The sequence below is a fragment of the Streptomyces sp. NPDC058646 genome (assembly GCF_042716875.1).
Lineage (GTDB): Bacteria > Actinomycetota > Actinomycetes > Streptomycetales > Streptomycetaceae > Streptomyces.
The window spans coordinates 122,248-143,383 of sequence record NZ_JBHXRK010000018.1 but is presented as its reverse complement, the minus strand read 5'-3'; the positions used below and the strand labels follow the sequence as shown (position 1 = coordinate 143,383).

The following is a 21,136-nucleotide window of genomic DNA, read 5'->3' as shown; positions in this document are numbered from 1 at the left end:
GCCCCGTCGGTGCGTATGGTGTCGGCGAGGGCCTTGGCTCGTGCTTCCGTCTCAGGGGCCAGGGCGGTCCTGAGCGCGGCTGACAGGGACTCGAAGGTCGGGGTCGGGCCGTCGTGTGCCGCACCGATGCCCAGGTCGGCCACGCGGACCGCCCAGTGCGGCTGGTCCACGAACTGGGGTACCACCACCTGGGGTGCACCGGCCCGGGCAGCGGTGGTCGTGGTTCCCGCGCCGCCGTGGTGGACTACGGCCGCGACCCGGCGGAACAGTGACTGGTGGTTGACGTCCCCGACGGCGAAGCAGTCGTCCGAGTCGTCCACCAGGCCCAGGTCTGCCCAGCCGCGGGAGACGAGCACGCGGCGGCCCTGCGCGCGGGCCGCCGCCACCGCCGTCCCGGCGATGTCGGCGGCTGTGCTCATGGGCATGCTGCCGAACCCGATGTACACCGGTGGGGTGCCGGCGTCCAGGAAGCCCTCCAGGTCGGCGGGCAGGGGGCGTTCGTCGGGCAGGATCCATGCACCGGTCTGTACGAGGTCGAGGTTCGTCAGTTGCTGCCACGGGCCCAGGACCGGGTCCACCGCCAGCCACGGCCGGTCGGTGAAGACGTGGTCGCGAACGTTGTCCACCGGGGCAAGACCGATGGCCGCGCGGTGGGCGTTGAGGGGCCGGAGGTAAAGGGCGTTGACCTTCTGGGCGTCCAGGTCCCACAGGGCCTGGTTGTCGGTCATGTCGGGCGGAACAGGCGGGCCGGGCCGCGACGACGGTCGGTAGTGCGCGGAGGGCATCTCGAAGGGGTGGAAGCCCGCGTACACGTAGCGGATGCCCAGTTTCTCGGCCACCGAGCGGGCTCCCGCCGGCATGAGGCCGCTCGCCACCAGCACGTCACAGTCCTCGGCCGCCTTGCCGACCGTGTCGAAGTGCGCGGCGACCAGCTCGGCCGCGAACGCGGCCGCGTCCGACGGCGGCGCTCCCGTCCGCAGTGCGCGCACGTCCCTCCCGAAGGGCACGAGTTCCGCGCCGACACCGGCCAGGAGTTCTGCGAACTCCTGGTCCGGCGGCGCGCATACGCGTACCTCCGCGCCGTCCTGCCGCAGCTGGGCCGCCAGCCCCGCCAGTGGCGCGATGTCGCCGCGCGATCCGTACGCCATCAACAGCACACGCATGTCGTGTCTCTCATTCCTGTGGATGCCGGCTTCGGCCGGCGATGGTACGGCAGGGTCCCGGGGTTTCCGGGTCTCGCCCCGGGCCCCTTGGGGCAGCTTCTGGGTCGGGCGGCTGCGATCAGCGCGATCAGCGGACCCAGGGCAGTTGGCGGGCGCCGACGGGCAGGTCGTTCATGGCGTTCTTGGCCACGGCGAAGCGTCTGCGAACTCGTCGGGAACCGTGCCGGTCCAGTGGACAAGCCGGTATCCGGGGTGGCCGGCATCGGCCATCTGCAGCAGGTCGGCCTCGGGCCGCCACGCGGCGGCATCGGCGACCGACACGCTCTGGAGCTGTATGACATGTACAGATTCAGGTGCGGACAAGGTGATGGCTTTCGTGATGAGTGGCTCGTTCGTCGGGGACGCCGCGAAGGTGTGCTCCCGTCGGCCGACGCGCCACGGACAGGGCGGCGCGTGAAACTGCGTCAGCCCGTACTGCCGCCCGTGGACCAGCGGTCGAGTACGGCGTACGCGGGGATCCACCGGGCGGTGCAGGCGGAGTAGGCGGGTTCGGACAGCCGCGCGAGGAGCCTCTGTGCCGTCGATGCGTCGGCGCCGTCCAGCAGCCACGGCATCAGCAGCGGTGCGTCCTGGTCGAGGTGCTGGGCATGGACCCGCCCGAAGTGGTCCCACTGCTCGGCTGTGAGCATCCGCTGGATCAGAGGGACGGCCGCTTCCTCCTCGTGCTTGAGGTGCCGGGCCAGGCCGCAGACCAGCGCGTCGGCGAGCTGGCCCAACCGCAGCAGGTCACCGCCGGGGTCGGTCAGCGCCTCGTCGATGGCCCGGATCACCGGGTCGATGGCGGCGTGCTCGGCCTCCATCACCTCCAGCAGCGCCAGATCCTTCGGCCGGCCCGCCAGATTCCGCCGCAACGAAGGCCACAGCGCGTCGTCCTCGGCCGCGTGGTGGGCGTGGACAGCCTTCTTGAACAACTCCCATCCGGCCGCGGTGGCCAGCACCTGCCGTGGGTCACGGTCCACGGAGGTGGTGACCCGGTCCAGATGGGCCAGTTCCCGGCGCAGGGCATCGTGCATCGCGTACATCACGGTCAGATCGATGGCATCGCTCACGGGCAGTTCCAGGAGCCCCAGGACGTTCCGGCGAACTCACCGGCCCCGGCACCGACGTGACGGAAAGCGAGTAGCGCCGACACCGGGACGAAGGCGCCGGGGCGACACCTCGTCCCGTCCGACCGGATGCACGGGGGCTTCTGCACGCGTGACTTCATGCCCCAAACGATCTTGCCGTTCGCACGTATGATCAAGGAACATTTGCGCGCGGTTCGATAACCGCTGGGTTATCGACGAAGGGCCTGGGCCGGTGGAGCTACGCGACATCGAGATCTTCCTGGTGCTGGCCGAGGAGCTGCATTTCGGCCGGACCGCACAGCGGCTGCACGTCTCCCAGGCGCGCGTCAGCCAGGCCATCAAGAAGCAGGAGCGGCGCATCGGCGCCCAGCTGTTCGCCCGCACCAGCCGCACGGTGCACCTGACGGAGGTCGGACGCCAGTTCCGCGACGATCTGCAACCGGTCTACGCGGGCCTGCACGATTCGCTGGAACGGGCGCAGCTGGCAGCCCGCGGCATCACCGCACAGCTCCGCGTCAACCTGATGCCCTTCAACGTCGGCGATCTGCACCCCTACTGGAAGGCGTTCCGCGCGCGGCACCCCCAATGCGGACTCCAGATCCGTCAGGCGACCTTCACCGATGTGTTCGGTCAGCTCCGCAGCGGTGCCATGGACGTCCTGGTCGCCTGGCTGCCGGTGGAAGAGCCGGACTTCACCGTCGGACCGACCCTGTGCACGGACTCGCGGATCCTCGCCGTGGCCGCCGACCACTGGCTCGCGAAACGTGACGCGGTGCCACTGGAGCTGCTCGCCGACTTCCCGCACGGCACCGCCCACGGCCTGCCGGACTACTGGGAGGACAGCTACCTGCCCTTCCACACCCCACGAGGCCGGCCGATCGAGCGCATACCGTCCGCGGCATCGGACACTTCCGATCAACTGATCAGCCACGTCGGCATGGGCGACATCATCCACACCTTCCCCGGCCATGTCACCAGGTACTGGGGCATGTCGAACATTCGATGGCTCGCCCTCCCCGACATGGCAACCATGCACTTCGCTCTGGTCTGGCGGACCGAAGCCGAAAACGACCTCATCCGCGCTCTGGCCGACACGGTGCGCGACCTGGGCATGTTCCGCTTCTGATCCGACGTGCGGCGTCAGGCGGACGTCCGTGCCGGTCCCCAGGCCGTTTCCCGCCGCACATCGGTCGCGCAGCGATCTCGCTCCCACAGGGCCGCTCCCGGATCCAGGCCTTGTCGGCCTCTCGCTCCTGCGCGTCACCGGCGTACGGTCCGGCGACTGGCTCTCCGCTCCCGGTCCGGCCCCACGGCGTAAGGCCTGCCCACCCCAGCGGGCTCCGCGTACGGGACGACCCTGGCAGCGGTGCGAGTCATCGCTTCGGGCCGCGGCGGATGCCTCGCCGGTGGACAGGGCCACCCGTTCCTACGGCTGGACCGGAGCGACCTCGCCCATCTCCCCTTCACCGGTCGGCGCCTGGGGGCGGGTCTCCCCCCACCTCAGGCCTCTACAGGTGTAGAGTCTGACTCGCCTCCCCCCTCTACGGATGTAGAGGGTGGTCGGACCAGCCTCAAGGAGTCACGATGAGCGCCACCGCCCCCTCCGTTCTCAAGCACAGGCCCGAGCCGCTGCGACCCTTCAGGGTCGGGGCCGGTGGCTTTGTGCTGCTGGGTACGGGCCACCTCGCCCTTGCCGCCGCAGCAGCCTGGGGCGAGCCGACCCCGGAGCAAGAGGCCTCCTCCGCAGCCATGCGAGCAGCGAGCATGACGCTGCTGGGCCTGGAACGCAGCACCCTCGACCTCGTCAACGGCATGAGTTCCGTCATGGCCCTGTTCGTCATCTCCTGCGCGCTCCTTGCCCTGTTCGCCGCCCGGCACTCCCCCACCCTGGTCGAGCGGCGCACCGCCTTCGTGTGGACGCTCTTCGCCACCTCACTCGCAGGCCTGGCGATAGCAGCCCTCTTGCTGCCCCCTCCGCCGATCGCCGTCCTCACCGTCACCACCTGCGCCTTCGCCCTGTCCTTGCGCCGGGCAGCGCCCTGACCCAGGTGTCGCCGCTCGACGGCGACGGCAGGTTGTCGGGCGGGCCGCGCCCAGCACATGCTGGGCCGCCCACCCGCCCCTCCCCGTCATCCGCAGGACTACGGGGCCGGACGCGGAGGGGAGCTCTCGTGAACCGCACGAGCCGGCCGCGACGTTCGGTGTCCCTTCCCGCCGCAACCGCGCTGTTGTCACCTGACCTCAGCAGCCGTCGATGTGTCATGAGGTAGACGGCCGTCCGCGTCCCCGCACCAGGTCAAGCTCGGGCGGGACAGGGCTTGACCTCAAGTGAGGTTCGGGTCGGAGGCTTCTTCGTATGCCGCTGGCCATACGGCAGCGCAGCAGTTCACACGTTGGGGGAAGTCTCATGTCGAGCAGTGCCGTTCCGAACTCGGGCCCCGTTGCACCCGCCGCGCCCTCGGTCCGCCGTTCCGGCCCCACCTGGTGGAAGGTGCTCGTCACCGGCACGGTCGGCGCGGCCGTGGTCAATCTGATCGTGCTTGCCGTCGCCGAGCTGGCCGGCGCCTCGCTCACCGTGGTCGACGGCAGCGAGGAGCACCTGATCACGGTCGGGGGCGTCATCGGCGCCTCCGTGGTCCCCCTGGTCATCGGGACGGGCGCTGCGCTGCTGCTGGCCCTGTGGAAGCCGGCCTTCCTTCGGATCGCGCAGTACGTGGGGGGTGGGCTGGCACTGCTGTCGGTTGCCGGCCCGCTGTCGTCCGGCTCCGACGGCGGCACCGTCGCAGCTCTGGCCCTCATGCACCTCACCCTTGGCGTGGCGGTCGTCACCGTGCTGCAGCTTTTCCGCCGCCACCACTGAGCTTGCCCCTTGTTGGCCGCCTGCGCCTCAGGCGCCGCCTTGCAGGTTCCGCCTCGTTCCCATCCCGCGCCGAGGCTTCCGCATCCAGGTCCAGGACCCCGAAAGCGAACCGGGGGCGGGGAGGGGGGACAGCAGAAGGGCCCGGATCCTCTTGAGGATCCGGGCCCTTCTGAACAGTAGCGGGGACAGGATTTGAACCTGCGACCTCTGGGTTATGAGCCCAGCGAGCTACCGAGCTGCTCCACCCCGCGTCGATGGCTCCACCCTACGGCACTCTGGGACTGGACTGCGCCAGCATGTCCCCACCGGCGCGCTGTCCGGTGCCGGTGGCGGTGGCGAGCGTGGCACCCTCCCAGTCCGTCCGGTCAGGCGCCCCCTCAGATGATCCACGGACCGCTGCTGCTCCGTCGGCCCGCGTCGGTTCCTTGCCCATGGCAGGCGGGCAGAGCCACCGCCGTCCCCGCGGAAACGGACTTCAGAACTTCACAGGATCTCGATGGAGTTAACACCACGCGGCCCCCTCAGAGTGATCGTGCAACACCGGGGCCGAACCCCTCGGCGCCGCCGCCGCGTAGGGTTCTTGGTCCGGGGACCAAGGACGTGGATCCAGCAACTGCCTCACCGGTCCACGGCCCCTTGTCGGGTCCCGGCCGCGTGCGGGTGAGACCGCACGTACGCGGTTCGAGGGTCGACACTCACGATCGGCCGACGACGGAATCGCTCGCGTTGCCGGCGGCCGGCGCACGACAGAGGGCGGGGGCGGCAACCGTGGGGTTGCCGCCCCCGCCCGGGGCCTTACTGGTGACGGTCAGAGGCGGTGCGGGCCGTCGTAGTAGCCGCCGACCTCTCGGTGGTAGTCCGCGTCACCGAGGTGCTTCTCCTTGTCGAACTCCGGAGCGTTCTTGATCTGCTCCTTCGTCCGGTCGACATAGATCTTCTGGTCGTCCGGGTCGATCCGGCTGACCGTGCCCGCGGGAAGGAGGACTTCCTTGCCGAAGATCCACGGGCCGGTGTCGACCACGATGTACGCGGAACCGACCTCGTCGGAGTGCTTGTCGACCTTGCCGATGGAGCCGTCCGTCGCCTCGACCTTGTAGCCCGTCAGATCGGCACCGGTCAGACGGCCGGACGTCGCACGGTAACCCCACACGTTCTCAGACATACGAAAAACCCTCCATGAAGCTGGAAACTCAGCGGCCGCTCGGACCCGGCAAAGCCGGGGATGAGCAGCCTTTCCGAAAGCTCGCCTGCCCCGGCGAATCCGTCCTACACACCGGCAACGGAATTTCCTTCCCGAGGTCATGCGACGAACCACGCCGGCACGTACCCCGTGAACACGCGCCATGACAAAGGGACAGAGACATGTGTGGGGCCCGCCCCCTCGACCGAGGGCGGGCCCCACCACATCACAGCAGACCAGCGGCCTGGCTACCAGCGGTACCAACGACCGCTGCTGCCCTTCGGCCGGGCGATGAACCCGACCAGCCAGATCACCAGCACCGCGATGGCGATCCACCAAAGGATCTTCACCGCGAAGCCGGCACCGAACAGAACGAGAGCGAGAAGAAGAACGAGAAGCAGGGGAACCATAGTTATCAACCTCCGAAGATCCGAATGCCCCTGCGATTCCAGACCATGCGCGGCTTCTTACCCGTTTCTTATCGGCCCAGTTGGGAACTTGATTCCGCTCCTTCGACAGAGGTGAGCCGGCCCCTTCGTGGCAGCAGGTCCTGCTCCGATCACCCCGGGCCGACCCGTCGACCCGTCGCTCGCCTACGACGCCAGGAGGCGGATCTGACGAACACGCTCCTGCGGACCTCCGCCCCCGGGTGATCCGAAGCCCGCAGGAGCGGACACCGCGGTACGTCGGGGCTCCGCTGGGATGGACAGGCCCGGTGTGGGCAACAGCGGAACATGGCCGTCCTACGAAAGCTCGCTCGCCCCCTGCTCGCCGCTCCGTTCGTCACCGGAGGACTGCGTACCCTGCGCCGCCCCGAAGTCGTCGCGGAAACGGCCCAGCCTGTCATCCGGGCACTCGGAAAACGCATCCCGGCCCTCGCCGGGGACCCGAAGCAACTGATCCGCGTCACCGGCACGATCCAGACCGCAGCGGGACTGATGCTCGCGACGGGCCGTGCACCGCGCCTGGCCGCGCTCACACTCGCTGCCACGCTGGTACCAACCTCCCTCACCGCACACGCCTTCTGGACCGTGGAGGACCCGAAGGAGCGCGCACGGCAGCGCGCTCACTTCCTGACCGACCTCTCTGCCCTGGGAGGGCTCCTGATCGCGGCCGCCGACACCCACGGCAAACCCTCACTCGCCTACCGCTCCCGACACGCACTCGACCACGTGCACCCGGTCGAAACCGTCCGCCGCCCCGCCAAGGTAGCCGCAGCCCGGACGGCAACCCGCGTCAAAACGGTCGCGGCCTCCCTCACTCCCCACTGACAACTCACCCACCTGCCGCCGCACCCCCCGCGTCCGAGTGCTGACCACCGCCGGAACCCGGCCGTGGGGGGCACCGACCAGGCCATGGCAGTTCGGTGCCGTTGATTCGGCGGCGGCGACTCGCCCCTGCCCCGGTCGGCATCTCGCCGGAATCAGCCCGCCCTTGCCGTGTCCGCGGTCTTCCGGCCCGGTGGGTACGTCGGTTTGACCTGGACGCTGCGCCCATGGCGAAGGCCGCAGGCGGCTGGAGGTGTTCGGTGACCACGCACCTGAGGCCGGCGAGCAGTTGGCATCCTTGGCCGCCGAGATCCGTCACTTCCTCGAAGGCCAGGCCGGTGGTCGTCGGTCTCCCCACACCGCTCGCCGTCCCAGCCGGTGTAGTCCCCGAGAACCCTAGGCCCGCGCAGAACCCACCCTGTCCGCCCGCGATACGGCCGACGGTGCAGCGAGGCCGTCGGGCGCCGGGGCGCGATGGCCGGCGCGTTCCCCTACCTCGCGCTCCGCCGACAGCTCAGCCCTCGGGTGGCTCCCAGGTGTGCGGCATGGAACTGTGGTGCTCCACCGGGTCGTCCGTGCCGAAGCGGACCCACAGCAGGAATCCACCAAGACCCAGGGCGCACAGGCCGCCCGGTATGAGCACGGCGAGGAGCCAATCAGGCACGCCGCCTCCCCTCCGCCGCCACATCGGCAGCACCGTCTGCGGGGCCATGGCGTGACACCCGTCCGGGCTCAAGACGTCCCCGGCCACCCTGGATGCGCCGGCATCCTGTACGACGGTACGGCCGGCGTCCCGGTTCCCGGCGTGCGTAGCGGGTGCGGCGGCACTGCCGGCAGTCGGAGTCCCGCGAACGAAGTGCGTGTGGGGACACCGCACGCCCCGGAGGGTCAGCCGGTCAGGAGACCCAGTCCGTAGTACGTGACGTAGTAGCCGTCGACGTATTCGGCCTCTCCTCCCACGACGAGGTCGGCCGGATCGCTCACTCCCACCGCCTTGGCCGTGGCCACGAGCATCTCCGCGAGGGCACGGCCCTTCGGCTCGCCCGGTCCGCCGGCATCCACCCGCCACACCGGATCGTCCCCGCTCCAGATCGAGGCCGTGTTCGGGTGCTGGGCGGCGGTGCCCCACCCGAGAGCGGCGAGATCGACGGTGTCCGGGGCGAAGCATGCGATCGCCAGGCGCTCGCCGTCGCAGGCCACGTCGAAGAGGAGGGGTGCGCTGCCGCCGGTACGCCCGTAGAACGGCATGCCGACCTTGATGCCCAGGGCGGTGGTCTCGGCCGGCAGCGCTCCCAGGAAGTCGCCGAGGGACCGGACCAGGGTCTCCCAGCTCCGGGCGGTCCAGCCGCCGGGGAAGCCGAGGCCGGCGTTGGCCGGGTCGCGATTGCTGCCGAAGAACCCGCGGATCGAGTGCTCCTCGCCGACACCCTGCCGCCAGAACCATGCCTCCGCCGGGTCGGTGGGCTGCAGGACCAGCTCCGGCCCCGCCTCGCCGGCGCGCAGTTCCAGGGTGTCCGGGCTGCCGCGCCAGCGCATGAACGGGGCTCCCCAGAGCGGCCCGCCGGTGTAGAAGGGGCCCATGTCGCCGTGCGAACCGATGACGGACGGTTGACCCAGCTCCGTGGTCAGTTCCTGCGCGGCGGCGCGGAAGGACGCGGCCTGCGCCGCGGCGTCCGGCGCGGCACTCGCCACCGGGACGGCGAGTTCCACGTAGGACTCGCCGTCGACGTAGCGCTCCTCGTACGTACCGACCGGGCGCAGACGGGCATCGCCCGCCGGCCGGCCGGTGATCACGACGGGACGGTCGGGCGTGCCGCTCCAGTCCCAACCGAGCCCGGCCACCAACGCCTTCACCCCGTCCGGGGTCCAGCCACCGGTATCCGCGGCGACGAGTCGCCGGGCGAGACCGGCGACGGACTGCTCTTCGGTGCTTTCCTGCTGTTCGTTCACCTGTTCATCGTGCCGCATCCCCGGAACCGGCCGACGTACGGGGTGAACAGGCACGATGCGCCTTCTCCGGACGAGAACCGCACGGCTGCACACGCCGTCAGGAACGCGCTCCCCACACTGGTCCGCACCGGCCGGCCTGCCCTTGCACATCCCGCGCACCATCGAGCCCGGCGTCCTGTGCCGGCACAGGCGCCTGCCGCGCTTCACACTGCGGTGGGCCCCGCGGGCTCCTCCACCCGGCGGCGGTATTCGGCGTTGATGCGCTGGGCTTCTTCCAGCTGGTCTTCGAGGATGACGATGCGGCAGGCAGCCTCGATCGGGGTGCCCTGGTCGACGAGCTCGCGGGCACGGGCGGCGATGCGCAGCTGGTAGCGGGAGTAGCGGCGGTGCCCGCCTGCGGAGCGGAGCGGGGTTATCAGGCGGGCTTCGCCGATGGCGCGGAGGAAGCCCTGGGTGGTCCCGAGCATGTCGGCGGCCCGGCCCATGGTGTAGGCGGGGTAGTCGTCGTCATCGAGACGGTCGTACGAGTCATCTGTGGTCATTTGCACCTCTCTCATGGAACACATGGAGGGGCCCTGGCGCCATCTCGCGCCAGGGCCCCGAAGGAACTACTACACCATCCGCAGGCCCGGCCGATACGCTGCCGGGGGTGCGGGGATCGCGGATGCGTGACCGGAGACCACCTCACTGTCGGTGTCCTGCGGTACCCGGGCTACGCGCTGTCCGCCCGGGCGATCCTGAATGGCGCTCGGCTCCTCCGTTCTCCTCGGTGATCAACTACCTCCTCAGCGGAACACTGCGTGCCACTGGGTCCCGCGAACCGCTCGTACTGCTGCCACTGCACCTACCTGCAATGCGGTGGTGCAGGTCCTGCTTGCCGGCAGTTCGCCCCTGCCGGCCCTGCTGGATCTCGGCTACGCGAGAAACCATAACCACGGCAGGGGCAAATGTCTACTGCGGTCACGGTAGATTTTCGTCCGGTTGCCAGTGAGGTAATCGCGTGCTGTCGGATTGCATAATCGACGGCATGACACGCCAGACCGACCGGCTGCGCCAGGACAGCCGCCACCGGCGCAATACCCGGAACTGACCGCTACCCCGTGCCGCCGCCCGCGCGGCCTGCTTTTCGAGAGAGTGCTCCGTCATGACCGTGAATCCGTCAGGGACCGCCGGTGAGCCCGGCGTGGCAGTGGAGGTGCTGGACCATGCCGTGGCCGTGCGGCCCGTCGGGGAGATCGACCTCGCCACGAGCCCCCACCTGAGCCATGCGCTGGCCGAGGCCCTGCGGCACGCCTCGGCCCCCAAGCCGGTCGTCCTCGACTGCAGCCGGCTCACCTTCTGTGATTCCGCAGGTCTCAACGCCCTCCTCGTCGCCCGGCGAGCCGCCCAGGATGCCGGCGTCGCCCTCCACCTCGACTCCCCCAACGACCAGCTCCAGCGCCTCCTGGACATCAGCGGCACGCTCCCCCTCTTCCCCGTCAACCAGATCCCCTCCCACGGGACGCCGAGGTGACCGGGCCCGCTTGCAGCCCGACCGTCGATGACCGAGATGCCGAGGTCCTGCTGGTTCGGCTGCGGCGTGCGCTGGCCGAGCTCGGTTTCGAGGAGATCGCCACCGGCGCGGAAGGCGTGCACCTCATCGAGCACGCCCGCGGCGTGATGATCGGATGGATGCCGCAGGAGATCGCTCCACCCCGACGCCGCGGGCCCCGCCGCAACCGGTCCCCGGCCCGCGACCTGCCCGGCCTCCGGCGTGCCTTCGGGCTCGCCCTCGGCGCCGCGCTGCGCGGCGCCGGCTTCACCGTCGAGACCCGCGGCGACGCATGGCTCCTGGTTCTCGACACCGGTCCCGCCGAGCCGTGACGCTGATCCGCCGGCGTGCGGTGCAGAGGCGGGCGCTGACGAGGGCTTGCAGACCGGGGCGCCACCCCGCGGTCACCGGCTCCGGCCCGGCCGAACGGGCCGGGAAACCGAGGCCGGGCAGCCGACGGGTGGAGGCACTGCGCACCACGTCCTACGGTGGAAACAGGCGGCCGGGACTACGAGCGGCCCTCGACCGCCACACCAGTGGGCACCTGCCCCTACCCTCCCCCTCAGAGCAGGTGCCCACGCCGCTCAGCCGAGCGGGCCCGCGCCGCCCGGTCACCACCTGCTTCACTGCGCAGCTGCGTGTTGAGCCGGGCGGCCTGTCGCGTGAGGTGGTCGCGTTTCGGGAAGGTTGGGCGCCGACCGGGCGGCTCGGGCGTAGAGCCGGGCCGCGGTCACGGGATCGCCATCGCGTTCGTGCAGGTAGGCCGCGACGGCGGCGTGCCGCGGCAGGGAGGGGTCGAGTTCCGCGAGGGCGGTCGGGCCGGCCCGCGGGCCGTCGGCCTCGCCTACCGCGACGGCCCGGTTGAGGCGGGCCACCGGGCTGTCGGTGAGGCCCACCAGTTCGTCGTACCACTCGACGATCTGCACCCAGTCGGTCTCCTCGGCCGTCCGGGCGTCGGCGTGGAGTGCGGCGATGGCGGCCTGGGCCTGGAATTCGCCCAGGCGGTCGCGGGCGAGGACGGCCTGGAGCGTCTCGATGCCCTCGGTGATCAGTCGGGTGTTCCACGGGCTGCGGTCCTGCTCCGCAAGCGGCACGAGCCTGCCGTCGGGCCCGGTCCGTGCCGGGCCCCGGGCGTGGTGGAGCAGCATGAGCGCCAGCAGGCCAGCGGCTTCCTCATGGCGGGTCCTGGCCGCCAGCCGGCGAGTGAGCCGGATCGCCTCGGCGGCGAGGTCGACGTCGCCGGAGTACCCCTCGTTGTAGACCAGGTAGAGCACGCGCAGCACCGTGGCGACGTCACCGGGCTGGTCGAACCGGACGCCGGAGACGGCCTGCTTGGCCCTGCTGATCCGCTGGGCCATGGTCGCCTCCGGCACGAGGTAGGCCTGCGCGATCTGCCGCGTGGTCAGGCCGCCGACCGCCCGCAGGGTGAGCTCGACGGCCGAGGCAGGTGTCAGGGACGGGTGCGCGCAGAGGAAGTACAGCTGAAGCGTGTCGTCCACCGCCTCGCCCGGGCCGGGCATCGGCTCGGCCTCGACCAGGGCGTCCTGCACGGCGTCCTCGGCCGCCGCGAAGTCGGCTCCGCGACGGACGAGAACACCGATCACCGCGGGCACCAGCTCGCGGAGCAGCGGCTCGTTCACTCGGTGGTCGCGCAGTGCTCGGCGTAGAACGGGCGCACTTCGAGCCACTCGTGGATCGGCTTCCCACCCGCGCCCGGAGCCGCGGACAGCTCGCCGGCCACCTCGAGTGCGCGCTCGTAGGTCTCGACGTCGATCACCATCCAGCCGGCGATCAGGTCCTTGGTCTCAGCGAACGGCCCGTCGGTGACCGGCGGCCGCCCCTCGCCGTCGTAGCGGACGAACGTGCCCTCAGGGGAGAGCGCCTGACTGTCGACGAACTCGCCGGTGCCCTCGAGCCGAGCGGCGAAGTCCCGCATGTACTGCACGTGGGCGGAAACCTCCTCCGGCTCCCACTGGTCCATCGGCACGTCGTCGACCGGTGCCGGCGCGCCCCGGTAGTGCTTGAGCGGCAGGTACTGGGCCATCGTCCTCTCCTTGGTGAGGTGCGGCCCGTGGTGGCCGTGTCCGCACCTGGGACGGAGCCGGGCGCGGGTTCTCGACATCCCCGCGCGGAATCTGCCGGCGGGCTGCACAGAGTGCGTGCTGCGGACGGAGAGAACCGGCGCCGTCCCTCAGGGGTCACACAGGCGTACCGCGAGGGCGGCGATGTCGTCGTCGAGGCGTCCTCTGCTGTAGCGGAGGAGGTCGTGGTGAAGGGCCGTGAGCAGTTCGCGGGGCGGCGTCGGGGGCTGTCGGCGCATCCAGGCTGCCAGGGGGAAGAACTCGCCGTCCTGGGCGCGGGCCTCGGCGATCCCGTCGGTGTAGAGGAGCAGCAGGTCGCCGGGGGTGAAGTCGAAGGTGTCGACGTTGTAGTGATCGCCGATCAGCTCCGCGAGGCTCAGGAGTGGCGAGGGGGTGGCGGACTCGAGGACGCGGAGCTTCCGGCGGTTCAGGAGCAGCGGTGGGGGGTGTCCGCAGTTGAGGATGTCGATACGTCTGCCCTCGTGCGGGATCTGGACGAGAAGGGCGGTGGCGAAGCGCTCCATGGGCCCGTCGGGGGGAAAGGCGGCGTTGTAGCGGGTGCTGCTGGCGTCCAGCCTGCGTGCGACCTCGACCATGTCGGTCTCGTCGTACGCCGCCTCGCGGAAGGCGTTGACGATCGCCGCGGCCGCCCCCACGGCCGGCAGGCCCTTGCCCCGTACGTCACCGATGAGCAGTCTGACCCCGTACGGCGTGTCCACCACCTCGTAGAAGTCCCCGCCGATACGGGCCTCCGCCGCCGCCGCGAGGTACAGCGACTCGATCTCGATGTTCCCGAAGCGGCGCGGCATGGGGCTCAGCACCACCTGTTGCGCCGCGTCGGCGACGAGCCGTACCTGGAAGAGGGTGCGCTCCCGCTGGAGCCGCACGTGGCTTCCGTACGCGGCGGCCACGGTGACCGCGATGATCCCCGCGGCCGTCCACCACGTTCCGAGGTCGGGGAAGACGAGGCTGAGGCCGATCATCAGGAGGAGGCAGACGGTCCCGAGCAGGACGGTCGGGAGGACGGGCCACATGGCGGCGGCCAGCGCCGGCGCCGCGGGCAGGAGGCGGCTGAAGGCCATCTCCGGTGGAGTGGCGTAGGCCAGGCTGGCGATCACGACGGTCAGGATGACCGGCGACAGCCGCACGAACCACCCCCGGCCGTAGCGCCGACGGGGCCGCGGCCGTCCAGACTCGATCACACACCCCAGAATATCTGGGCAATAGGGGCATAGCGCGCCGACGGGGGGAGCCACCCCCTCCCATCTCCATGATCATTAGAGTTTCGGCATGACCTCACGTGACGACTTGCTCATCGATCTGATCAACCGGACGGAGATGGAGGGCGAAGGTCCTCGCATCACGGTCGTGGCCCAGGGCGTGGTGATCACCGGTCGCCTCGCGCCGCACCGGCAGTGGGCCACGGACGTCTCCGAGCGGCTCGGCGACGCGGGCTTGCCGGACGAACGATTCGCCGAGGACTTCGCCCGCGAAGCCGCGGAGATCCCCGCGTACCCGCCGGCCTTCCTGCACCTCCACGGGTGCCAGCTCATCTCCGGCGCCAGCAGCCTTCCCACCGCCCTGGGCGAGTCCTTCCGGATCCCGCTCGCCACGATCAGCGCGTGGAGCGTGCGGTGACGACCGCGACAGGCCGCGCCGGGCCATGCCCCCTGCGGGGTGGCCTTCGTCGCCGCAGCGCCCCTCCTCGTCGGCGGTGGTGGACTGCGCGCTCTGCGAGGACGGCCGGCGCATTCCCGGCCGGGCGGACCCGGGCTCGCCGTGCAGCACCCGGCCACCGCTTCGTGGAATCCTCCGGCCTGAGGCGCAGGCCCCACGCCGCGGTGCGCCCGTAGCCGGCCGCCGGGTGTCCGCAGCCGGCCGCACGCCGGGGACGCCACGAGCGTGCGGCACCTCGCTCAGGCGGTCCGGGGCACCAGGCCGTCGGCGGGAGGCAGCTTCAGGGGGCGGGTGACGGCGGCCCTGAAGTCGGCCAGGCCCACCGCCAGGGCGGCTCGGGAGGCCGCCGGCATCGCGGCCATCGCCTCGGTCAACGCCTGCTCCCTGCGCTGCCGCAGCTGCACCAGGTACGTCCGGCCCGCGGGGGTCAGCGTCACCAGCAGCTCACGCCGGTCCTCGGGGCGGGCCTGCCGTTCGAGAAGGCCGACGGCCTCCAATCGGTCGCACAGCCGGGTGACGGACGGCGCAGCGGCGCCGAGCAGCTGGCCCAGCGTGCTCAGGTTGATCCTGTCGTTGCCCTCGATGAGGAAAAGGACCCGGGCCTGGGCGGAGGAGACCGGCGGCGCGCTGACCGTGTCGCGGCCGCGCTCCCAGACCACCTCGAGCAGCTCGATCAGGTCACTCATCTCGGCTGCCCCGGACGCCGCATGGAGAGGGGAGCGATTCGGACTGCGACTCATGTGACACTCCCTACCTCACGCACTCGGCCCTTCTCCGACGGGCCGGCCGCTCGACCCCCATCTTGGCAGCTCCGAGAAAGGCAGGACCGAAGCCCATGGCGCCATCCGAGGGAGTGGAGCGCATTCTGCGCCGCGCCGCACCGCATGAGCTGGTCGACAAGGTACGGGACGTCCTGTCCCGGCACTACGGCGCGACGTCCGTCACCTTGTTGATGGCGGACTACGCCCTGGCACGACTCCAGCCCGTCACCGCACGCGCGGCCGATGCCGCCGAATCCGTCCCGGTGCACGGCAGCGCCCCCGGCCGCGCCTTCGGGGCACAGGAGGCACACGTGGTCACCCTCGGGAACGAGGTGACGGTCCATCTGCCGGTGAGCGTGCGCGGTGACCGTCACGCGGTCCTGAGCGCGGCGTTCCCCGCGGACGTCTACGGTCCCGGGATCCTCGGTGATCTCCAGGAGGTGGCCGACGCGCTGGCCCACGAGCTCGTCGTCGCCGACCGCGACACGGATCTCTTCCTCCGGGCGCGGCGTGCCGCCCGTCTCACCCTCGCCGCGGAGATCCAGTGGCAGCTCCTGCCGGGACGCTCCTGCTCGCGCCCCGAGTACGACCTCGGGGGTCAGCTGGAGCCCGCCTACGCGATCTTCGGCGACTGCTTCGACTGGTCGGAGTCCTCCGAGGACCTCGTCCTGACCGTCAACAACGGCATGGGCGAGGGGATCGACGCGGCGCTGCTCACCCATCTCACGGTGAGCGCCCTGCGCAACGCGCGCCGGGCCGGACTCACGCTCGCGGACCAGGCCGCCCTGGCCGACCAGGCGGTGTACGGCCAGCACCGGGGCGACCAGTACCTGGCGATGCTGCTGCTCCGCTTCTGCCTGGACACCGGGGAGGTGGAGGTCATCGACGCAGGATCGCCGCGGATCTGGCGGCTGCGCGACGGCGTGGTGGAGGCGGTCGAGCTGGAGGCCCAGCTGCCGCTCGGCATGTTCGAGGACACCGTCTACGCCTCCCAGCGGTTGCGGGTACTTCCCGGTGACCGGCTGTTCTTCCTGAGCGACGGGGTGTACGACGCCGTCTCCCCCGCCGGTGAGCCGTACGGCCTGCGCGCGCTGATCCGGGCCCTCATGAGCACCCGCCTGCTCCCGCCCTCCCAGGTGCCGCAGGCGGTGCTGAAGGAGCTGGCCGCGCACCGGGGCGACCTGGATGCCTCGGACGACGCCCTGGTCGTCTGCCTGGACTGGCACGGCCGGGACGGCCGGGAACCGGGCGGAGCCTAGGGCGGGCGGGGTACAGGGGCGGGCTCGCCCCGATCGTGCGCGCACCGGGGGGACAGTGCGCGTCGACCGGTGGCAGAGTGGACGTCATGTCCCCTCCCGGCGGTCGGTCCGGCACGGCGGATGGCCCGGCCGCTCCAGTCGGCGCTGCTGCGGCAGTGGGCGCCGCCGCCGAGTTGCTCGAGGTCCTGCTGGCGCGGGGCCAGGACGTCCCGACGCCCGCGGCCTCGCCTTCACAGTTGCGGGCGCTGCGCGTCGTGGAGGGGGCCGAGGGGATCAATCTGCGCACGCTGGGCTCCGTCCTCGGTTCACGGCCGCCGTCGGTGACGCGCCTGTGCGACCGGCTGGAGGCCATCGGTCTGCTGACGCGCACCCCGAGCTCCACCAGCCGGCGGGAGGTCGAGCTGCGCCTGACGGCGAGCGGTCGGGCTCTGCTCGACGAACACCGGGCGATCCGCGCGCGCGAGATGTCCGAGGTCCTCGGCCGGATGGAGGCCGGGGAGGTTCAGGCGCTGGTACGCGGCCTGATCGGGTTCCGGCGGGAGGCGGAGGACGTCCTCGCGACGGGACTCCCCGCGGGCCTTCCGGCCGGCGAGGACACGGCCGTACCGGACGACCGGGCGGCCGGCGGGGCAGAAGGCGGCGCGCAGCGGGATACCGGTCGCGGCGCCGGGCCCGTGTTCGGCAGCGCCTGAGGCAACCGGGCAGGAACGGCCCGGGGCGCCGTCGGCGCGGGCGGGAATCGGCCTCCGAGGGGCCCGCCGCTGCGGCTGCTGTCGCGCGAGGGTAATTGACCAGATGAAACATTGCCTAACGGCAAATAATCGCTCTAAGCTCAGGCCGACGCAACCAGGCGTCCGTCGAGAGTCGAGGGTGCGCACTTCGTGGCGAGAAGGGAAACGCGACGCGTGGAGAGCTCGCTCGGCCTGACCTCGTCCGTCGACGAGGACCGTTCCCGTGCCCTGTGGAGCGGGCGGCCACCCCACGTGCTGCTGATCGAGGACGACGAGGGCGACGCCCTGCTCGTCGAGGAGCTGGTGGCGGACAGCGGGATCGACGTCCGCCTCGGCTGGGCTCGCTCCCTCGCGCAGGCCCTGGACGTCCTGAAGTCCGAGCCGCCCCAGTGCGTCCTGCTCGACCTGCACCTCCCCGATGCCCAAGGCCTGGACGCCCTCAACCGGGTACTGGCCGCGTCCGCCGAGGCAGCCGTGGTCGTCCTCACCGGGCTGTCGGAGGAGCAGGCCGGGCTGGCGGCCGTCGCGGCCGGAGCCCAGGACTACCTCGTCAAGGGCCGCCTGGAGGCCGACGTCTTCATGCGTGCCATCCGCTACGCGATACAGCGCAAGCAGACGGAGCTGGCGGCCGTCGCACTGCAGGCGGGTCGGCTGCGGGCCGAGGAGAACGCCCGCCTCGAGCGCGGGCTGCTGCCGACCCCGCTGCTGCTGGACGACACCGTCACGGTGTGCGCCCGGTACCGGCCGGGCCGGGCCCAGGCCCTGCTCGGCGGGGATTTCTACGACGTCGTACAGACCCCGGACGGGGCCACGCACGCGGTCGTGGGCGACGTCTCCGGGCACGGCCCCGCCGAGGCCGCTCTCGGGGTGTGCCTGCGGGTGGCGTGGCGCGCCTTCGTGATGGCCGGTGCGCGGGGCAAGGACCTGCTCGACCTCCTGGAGGAGATCCTGCTCGCCGAGCGGTCCGGGCCGGAGATCTTCGCGACGCTGATCGCGGTCACCCGCGCCCCCGGCGGTCGGACCATCGCCGCACAGCGGGCCGGACACCCGGGCTTCCTGGTCCGCTCCCCGGGCGGCGTCCGCCTGCTGGAGGTGCCCGGCGGCCCTGCTCTCGGCATCATGCCGGGCTGGGGTTCGGGCTGGCCCGTCCACGAGGTCGAGATGGATCCGGCCGATGCCGTGATGCTGTTCACCGACGGCCTGATCGAGGGCCGCGTCGGTCCGGGCCCGGAACGCCTCGACGAGACGGGGCTCCTCGACCTCGCCCGCCAGCACTCGGAGCTGCCCGCCGAGACCTTCGTCGACACCCTGATCGGCGCGGCGCATGAGCTGGCCGCGGACTGGGGAGGCCTGGCCGACGACGTCGCCGTACTTCACCTCGAATGGAACAGTCCCTCGTGAGCGTCCCGGAACAAGCCGAATTCCGCCCCCGAGCCCACAGGGGGCCGAGCCTGCGCACGTGGTTCACGACGGCCCTCACCCTCCTCGCGCTGATGGTCATCGGCACGGCCGCGGTGGGAGCCGCCCTCCTGTCGAACACGACCGCGGCGGGCAACCAGCTCGTCGACGGCATCCTCCCGGCGCAACGGGAAGCGCTGCGGCTCGAGGCGGCCCTGCTGGACCAGGAGACCGGGATCCGCGGGTACCTCCTGGCCGGCGATCCGGCCCTCCTCGAGCCGTACGAGCGCGGCCGGCAGAACGAGCAGCGTGCCGTCGAGAGGCTCACGACGGTCCTCGACGGCGACGCCGGCGTACGGGCCGACATCGCGGCCGTGCGGGAAGCCGCGCGGGTCTGGCAGGACGAGTTCGCCACGCCCGCCGTCGCCGCGGCCCGCGGGGAGGGCGCAGCACCCTCCGTCCTGTCCGGCAAGGAGCGTTTCGACGAGGTGCGCCGAAGGGTGGAGGCGCAGCAGTCGCGCCTCGACCGGCTGCAGAGCCAGGCGCGTACGACCTTCGGTGAGGCCCGCTCCGAGCGGGACCATGTCCTCCTGGTGATCGTGGCGCTCTTCCTGGTGGCGGGCGCCGGTGTCGCCGTGCTGCTGAACGTCGGTGTACTGCGGCCGCTGTCCTCGGTGCGGGCCGCCTCCCGCAGGGTCGCGGAAGGGGCTTTCGAGGAGGAGATCCCCCAGCACGGTCCGTCCGACCTGCGCTCGCTCGCCGAGGCGGTGGAGTCCATGCGCAGGCGAACCGTCGCCGAGCTGACGGCTTCGCGGCGCAGCGCCGAGGAGCTGCAGCGCACGGCGGCGGATCTTGATGCGCAGGCGGCGGAACTGCGGCGGTCCAACGGCGACTTGGAACAGTTCGCGTACGTCGCCTCGCACGACCTGCAGGAGCCGCTGCGCAAGGTGGCTTCGTTCTGCCAGCTGCTGGAGAAGCGCTACGGGGACCAGCTCGACGAGCGGGGCGCCCAGTACATCGGCTTCGCGGTCGACGGCGCGAAGCGGATGCAGGTTCTGATCAACGACCTGCTGATGTTCTCCCGGGTGGGCCGCGTGCAGGACGCCCGGGAGACGGTGGCCCTCGACGGGACGCTCGACCGGGCGCTGCGCAACCTGTCCACCGCCGTGGAGGAGAGCGGCGCGGTGGTGATCCGGCCGGACCGGCTGCCCGATGTCCTGGGCGATCCGACGCTCCTCACGATGCTCTGGCAGAACCTGGTCGCCAACGCGGTCAAGTTCCGTGCTCCCGACCGCACGCCGCGCGTCGAACTGGCGGTGAGCGAGGACGAGTCGGCTCCGGGGTTCCACGTCTTCACCGTCACGGACAACGGGATCGGCATTCCGGCCGAGTTCGCGGAGAAGGTGTTCGTCATCTTCCAGCGGCTCCACGGGAGGGAGGCCTACGGCGGCACGGGGATCGGTCTCTCGCTCTGCAAGAAGATCGTCGAGCATTCGGGCGGGCAGATCCGGATCGACTCCTCGTACACCGAAGGCGCCCGGCTGGTGTTCACCCTGCCGATGCTCCCCCGGGAGGGCGAGGGAGCCGTACCGGATTCCCCGTCGCCCTCCGCCGCGCCCCTCCCCACGGCCCCCGGCCCCGCTGCCCCCGAAGGAAGCAACCGATGACCACACCCACTTCCCGGCCACAGACGGCTCCCGCGGAGATCCTGCTCGTCGAGGACGACCCGGGCGACGAACTCATGACCCGGGAGGCGTTCGAGGACAACAAGATCGGCAACATCCTGCACGTGGTGCGGGACGGCCTGGAGGCACTGGACTTCCTCTATCGCCGCGGGGAGCACACGTCAGCGCCGCGTCCCGATCTGATCCTCCTCGATCTGAACCTTCCCAAGTACGACGGCCGGCAGGTCCTGGAGAAGATCAAGTCGGATCCCGGGCTGAGCCACATCCCCGTGGTCGTGCTCACCACCTCCGCGGCCGAGGAGGACATCCTGCGCAGTTACAAACTGCACGCGAACGCCTACGTCACGAAGCCGGTGGACCTCGACCAGTTCATCCGGGCCATCCAGCAGATCGACGATTTCTTCGTCACCGTGGTGAAGCTGCCGCGGGCCGTCTGACATCAGCGAAGAATCGAGAGTGGGGAAC

At 71.1% G+C, this 21,136-nt stretch carries 22 protein-coding genes, 1 tRNA gene and 2 pseudogenes; 13 read left to right on the top strand and 12 right to left on the bottom strand.

All coding sequences use genetic code 11. From position 1 onward, the window contains the following. Nucleotides 1-107: 107 nt before the first annotated feature. Together ACFWUZ_RS22710 and ACFWUZ_RS22705 are read right to left on the bottom strand one after the other, a co-directional pair. Nucleotides 108-419, bottom strand: a pseudogene (locus ACFWUZ_RS22710) (glycosyltransferase); the annotation flags it as partial. Nucleotides 420-1,627: 1,208 nt separating this feature from the next. Next, nucleotides 1,628-2,272 carry a hemerythrin domain-containing protein gene (locus tag ACFWUZ_RS22705; protein ID WP_384375694.1) on the bottom strand — a complete coding sequence of 215 codons (645 nt, stop codon included), beginning with the start codon at nucleotides 2,270-2,272 and terminating at the stop codon, nucleotides 1,628-1,630. Nucleotides 2,273-2,522: 250 nt separating this feature from the next. Between ACFWUZ_RS22705 and ACFWUZ_RS22700 the strand changes: the two genes are divergently transcribed. From ACFWUZ_RS22700 to ACFWUZ_RS22690, 3 genes are all read left to right on the top strand, one after another. Further along, nucleotides 2,523-3,416, top strand: a complete 894-nt coding sequence (locus ACFWUZ_RS22700) for a LysR substrate-binding domain-containing protein (RefSeq protein WP_384375691.1) — start codon at nucleotides 2,523-2,525, stop codon at nucleotides 3,414-3,416. A gap of 458 nt (nucleotides 3,417-3,874) precedes the next feature. Then, entirely contained in the window at nucleotides 3,875-4,333 is a 459-nt protein-coding gene (locus ACFWUZ_RS22695; protein WP_384375688.1) for a hypothetical protein, read from the top strand. 364 nt (nucleotides 4,334-4,697) lie between these two features. Continuing rightward, entirely contained in the window at nucleotides 4,698-5,150 is a 453-nt protein-coding gene (locus ACFWUZ_RS22690; RefSeq protein WP_384375685.1) for a DUF6069 family protein, read from the top strand. A gap of 177 nt (nucleotides 5,151-5,327) precedes the next feature. Here ACFWUZ_RS22690 and ACFWUZ_RS22685 read toward each other — a convergent pair. The 3 genes from ACFWUZ_RS22685 to ACFWUZ_RS22675 all read right to left on the bottom strand — a co-directional run bounded on the left by ACFWUZ_RS22685 (nucleotide 5,328) and on the right by ACFWUZ_RS22675 (nucleotide 6,740). Beyond that, a tRNA-Met gene (locus ACFWUZ_RS22685) sits at nucleotides 5,328-5,401 on the bottom strand. Between the two features lie 557 nt (nucleotides 5,402-5,958). Then, nucleotides 5,959-6,312 carry a PRC-barrel domain-containing protein gene (locus ACFWUZ_RS22680; RefSeq protein ID WP_384375682.1) on the bottom strand — a complete coding sequence of 118 codons (354 nt, stop codon included), beginning with the start codon at nucleotides 6,310-6,312 and terminating at the stop codon, nucleotides 5,959-5,961. 266 nt (nucleotides 6,313-6,578) lie between these two features. Further along, nucleotides 6,579-6,740 carry a hydrophobic protein gene (locus tag ACFWUZ_RS22675; RefSeq protein ID WP_384375679.1) on the bottom strand — a complete coding sequence of 54 codons (162 nt, stop codon included), beginning with the start codon at nucleotides 6,738-6,740 and terminating at the stop codon, nucleotides 6,579-6,581. A gap of 324 nt (nucleotides 6,741-7,064) precedes the next feature. Here ACFWUZ_RS22675 and ACFWUZ_RS22670 point away from each other — a divergent pair, with 324 nt between their 5' ends. Then, nucleotides 7,065-7,601, top strand: coding sequence for a DoxX family membrane protein (locus ACFWUZ_RS22670; RefSeq protein ID WP_384375676.1), 537 nt, complete (start codon nucleotides 7,065-7,067; stop codon nucleotides 7,599-7,601). A gap of 168 nt (nucleotides 7,602-7,769) precedes the next feature. Next, nucleotides 7,770-7,862 (top strand): hypothetical protein, encoded by a 93-nt coding sequence (locus ACFWUZ_RS22665; protein WP_384375673.1) that lies wholly within the window; start codon nucleotides 7,770-7,772, stop codon nucleotides 7,860-7,862. Nucleotides 7,863-8,112: 250 nt separating this feature from the next. Here ACFWUZ_RS22665 and ACFWUZ_RS22660 read toward each other — a convergent pair whose 3' ends face one another. From ACFWUZ_RS22660 to ACFWUZ_RS22650, 3 genes are all read right to left on the bottom strand, one after another. Continuing rightward, nucleotides 8,113-8,262: a hypothetical protein gene (locus ACFWUZ_RS22660; protein ID WP_384375670.1), complete on the bottom strand. Its 150-nt coding sequence runs from the start codon at nucleotides 8,260-8,262 to the stop codon at nucleotides 8,113-8,115. A 224-nt stretch (nucleotides 8,263-8,486) separates the two neighbouring features. Next, nucleotides 8,487-9,548, bottom strand: a complete 1,062-nt coding sequence (locus tag ACFWUZ_RS22655) for a hypothetical protein (RefSeq protein ID WP_384375667.1) — start codon at nucleotides 9,546-9,548, stop codon at nucleotides 8,487-8,489. Nucleotides 9,549-9,751: 203 nt separating this feature from the next. After that, the gene (locus ACFWUZ_RS22650) at nucleotides 9,752-10,090 is read right to left on the bottom strand and encodes a MerR family transcriptional regulator (protein ID WP_384375664.1); all 339 of its coding nucleotides are present in this window, start codon (nucleotides 10,088-10,090) and stop codon (nucleotides 9,752-9,754) included. 602 nt (nucleotides 10,091-10,692) lie between these two features. Between ACFWUZ_RS22650 and ACFWUZ_RS22645 the strand changes: the two genes are divergently transcribed. Both ACFWUZ_RS22645 and ACFWUZ_RS22640 read left to right on the top strand, forming a co-directional pair. Next, nucleotides 10,693-11,061 carry an STAS domain-containing protein gene (locus ACFWUZ_RS22645; protein WP_384375661.1) on the top strand — a complete coding sequence of 123 codons (369 nt, stop codon included), beginning with the start codon at nucleotides 10,693-10,695 and terminating at the stop codon, nucleotides 11,059-11,061. Next, on the top strand, nucleotides 11,058-11,411 hold the full coding sequence (locus ACFWUZ_RS22640) for a hypothetical protein (RefSeq protein WP_384375658.1): 354 nt from the start codon (nucleotides 11,058-11,060) through the stop codon (nucleotides 11,409-11,411). Before ACFWUZ_RS22645 ends, ACFWUZ_RS22640 begins: the two co-directional genes overlap by 4 nt. 296 nt (nucleotides 11,412-11,707) lie before the next feature. On the opposite strand, the pseudogene ACFWUZ_RS22635 reads toward ACFWUZ_RS22640, so the two are convergent. The 3 genes and pseudogenes from ACFWUZ_RS22635 to ACFWUZ_RS22625 form a co-directional block, all read right to left on the bottom strand. Further along, nucleotides 11,708-12,719, bottom strand: a pseudogene (locus ACFWUZ_RS22635) (RNA polymerase sigma factor); the annotation flags it as partial. Then, nucleotides 12,716-13,123 carry a YciI family protein gene (locus ACFWUZ_RS22630; RefSeq protein WP_384375655.1) on the bottom strand — a complete coding sequence of 136 codons (408 nt, stop codon included), beginning with the start codon at nucleotides 13,121-13,123 and terminating at the stop codon, nucleotides 12,716-12,718. The pseudogene ACFWUZ_RS22635 and the gene ACFWUZ_RS22630, both read right to left, overlap by 4 nt. A gap of 147 nt (nucleotides 13,124-13,270) precedes the next feature. Next, a complete protein-coding gene (locus tag ACFWUZ_RS22625) occupies nucleotides 13,271-14,362 on the bottom strand; it encodes a PP2C family protein-serine/threonine phosphatase (RefSeq protein WP_384375652.1) in 1,092 nt (363 codons plus the stop codon). Nucleotides 14,363-14,450: 88 nt separating this feature from the next. On the opposite strand from ACFWUZ_RS22625, the gene ACFWUZ_RS22620 reads away from it, so the two are divergent. Beyond that, nucleotides 14,451-14,798 carry a hypothetical protein gene (locus ACFWUZ_RS22620; protein WP_384375649.1) on the top strand — a complete coding sequence of 116 codons (348 nt, stop codon included), beginning with the start codon at nucleotides 14,451-14,453 and terminating at the stop codon, nucleotides 14,796-14,798. 278 nt (nucleotides 14,799-15,076) lie between these two features. Here ACFWUZ_RS22620 and ACFWUZ_RS22615 read toward each other — a convergent pair whose 3' ends face one another. After that, complete coding sequence (locus tag ACFWUZ_RS22615; protein ID WP_384375646.1) at nucleotides 15,077-15,523, bottom strand: MarR family transcriptional regulator; 447 nt, start codon at nucleotides 15,521-15,523, stop codon at nucleotides 15,077-15,079. Between the two features lie 149 nt (nucleotides 15,524-15,672). Here ACFWUZ_RS22615 and ACFWUZ_RS22610 point away from each other — a divergent pair, with 149 nt between their 5' ends. The 5 genes from ACFWUZ_RS22610 to ACFWUZ_RS22590 all read left to right on the top strand — a co-directional run bounded on the left by ACFWUZ_RS22610 (nucleotide 15,673) and on the right by ACFWUZ_RS22590 (nucleotide 21,108). After that, the gene (locus ACFWUZ_RS22610) at nucleotides 15,673-16,857 is read left to right on the top strand and encodes a PP2C family protein-serine/threonine phosphatase (RefSeq protein WP_384375643.1); all 1,185 of its coding nucleotides are present in this window, start codon (nucleotides 15,673-15,675) and stop codon (nucleotides 16,855-16,857) included. A 155-nt stretch (nucleotides 16,858-17,012) separates the two neighbouring features. Beyond that, nucleotides 17,013-17,549 carry a MarR family winged helix-turn-helix transcriptional regulator gene (locus tag ACFWUZ_RS22605; RefSeq protein WP_384375640.1) on the top strand — a complete coding sequence of 179 codons (537 nt, stop codon included), beginning with the start codon at nucleotides 17,013-17,015 and terminating at the stop codon, nucleotides 17,547-17,549. Nucleotides 17,550-17,762: 213 nt separating this feature from the next. Continuing rightward, nucleotides 17,763-18,989 (top strand): PP2C family protein-serine/threonine phosphatase, encoded by a 1,227-nt coding sequence (locus ACFWUZ_RS22600; RefSeq protein ID WP_384375637.1) that lies wholly within the window; start codon nucleotides 17,763-17,765, stop codon nucleotides 18,987-18,989. Continuing rightward, complete coding sequence (locus ACFWUZ_RS22595; RefSeq protein WP_384375634.1) at nucleotides 18,971-20,653, top strand: CHASE3 domain-containing protein; 1,683 nt, start codon at nucleotides 18,971-18,973, stop codon at nucleotides 20,651-20,653. Before ACFWUZ_RS22600 ends, ACFWUZ_RS22595 begins: the two co-directional genes overlap by 19 nt. After that, complete coding sequence (locus tag ACFWUZ_RS22590) at nucleotides 20,650-21,108, top strand: response regulator (protein ID WP_384375631.1); 459 nt, start codon at nucleotides 20,650-20,652, stop codon at nucleotides 21,106-21,108. The genes ACFWUZ_RS22595 and ACFWUZ_RS22590 overlap by 4 nt, the downstream gene beginning before the upstream one ends. The last annotated feature ends 28 nt before the right edge of the window (nucleotides 21,109-21,136 follow it).

Coding starts and splice junctions, on each gene's coding strand:
- ACFWUZ_RS22695 (WP_384375688.1), top strand. CDS start 3,875: ATGAGCGCCACCGCCCCCTCCGTTCTCAAGCACAGGCCCGAGCCGCTG.
- ACFWUZ_RS22690 (WP_384375685.1), top strand. CDS start 4,698: ATGTCGAGCAGTGCCGTTCCGAACTCGGGCCCCGTTGCACCCGCCGCG.
- ACFWUZ_RS22680 (WP_384375682.1), bottom strand. CDS start 6,312: ATGTCTGAGAACGTGTGGGGTTACCGTGCGACGTCCGGCCGTCTGACC.
- ACFWUZ_RS22675 (WP_384375679.1), bottom strand. CDS start 6,740: ATGGTTCCCCTGCTTCTCGTTCTTCTTCTCGCTCTCGTTCTGTTCGGT.
- ACFWUZ_RS22670 (WP_384375676.1), top strand. CDS start 7,065: ATGGCCGTCCTACGAAAGCTCGCTCGCCCCCTGCTCGCCGCTCCGTTC.
- ACFWUZ_RS22650 (WP_384375664.1), bottom strand. CDS start 10,090: ATGACCACAGATGACTCGTACGACCGTCTCGATGACGACGACTACCCC.
- ACFWUZ_RS22645 (WP_384375661.1), top strand. CDS start 10,693: ATGACCGTGAATCCGTCAGGGACCGCCGGTGAGCCCGGCGTGGCAGTG.
- ACFWUZ_RS22630 (WP_384375655.1), bottom strand. CDS start 13,123: ATGGCCCAGTACCTGCCGCTCAAGCACTACCGGGGCGCGCCGGCACCG.
- ACFWUZ_RS22620 (WP_384375649.1), top strand. CDS start 14,451: ATGACCTCACGTGACGACTTGCTCATCGATCTGATCAACCGGACGGAG.
- ACFWUZ_RS22615 (WP_384375646.1), bottom strand. CDS start 15,523: ATGAGTGACCTGATCGAGCTGCTCGAGGTGGTCTGGGAGCGCGGCCGC.
- ACFWUZ_RS22610 (WP_384375643.1), top strand. CDS start 15,673: ATGGCGCCATCCGAGGGAGTGGAGCGCATTCTGCGCCGCGCCGCACCG.
- ACFWUZ_RS22595 (WP_384375634.1), top strand. CDS start 18,971: ATGGAACAGTCCCTCGTGAGCGTCCCGGAACAAGCCGAATTCCGCCCC.
- ACFWUZ_RS22590 (WP_384375631.1), top strand. CDS start 20,650: ATGACCACACCCACTTCCCGGCCACAGACGGCTCCCGCGGAGATCCTG.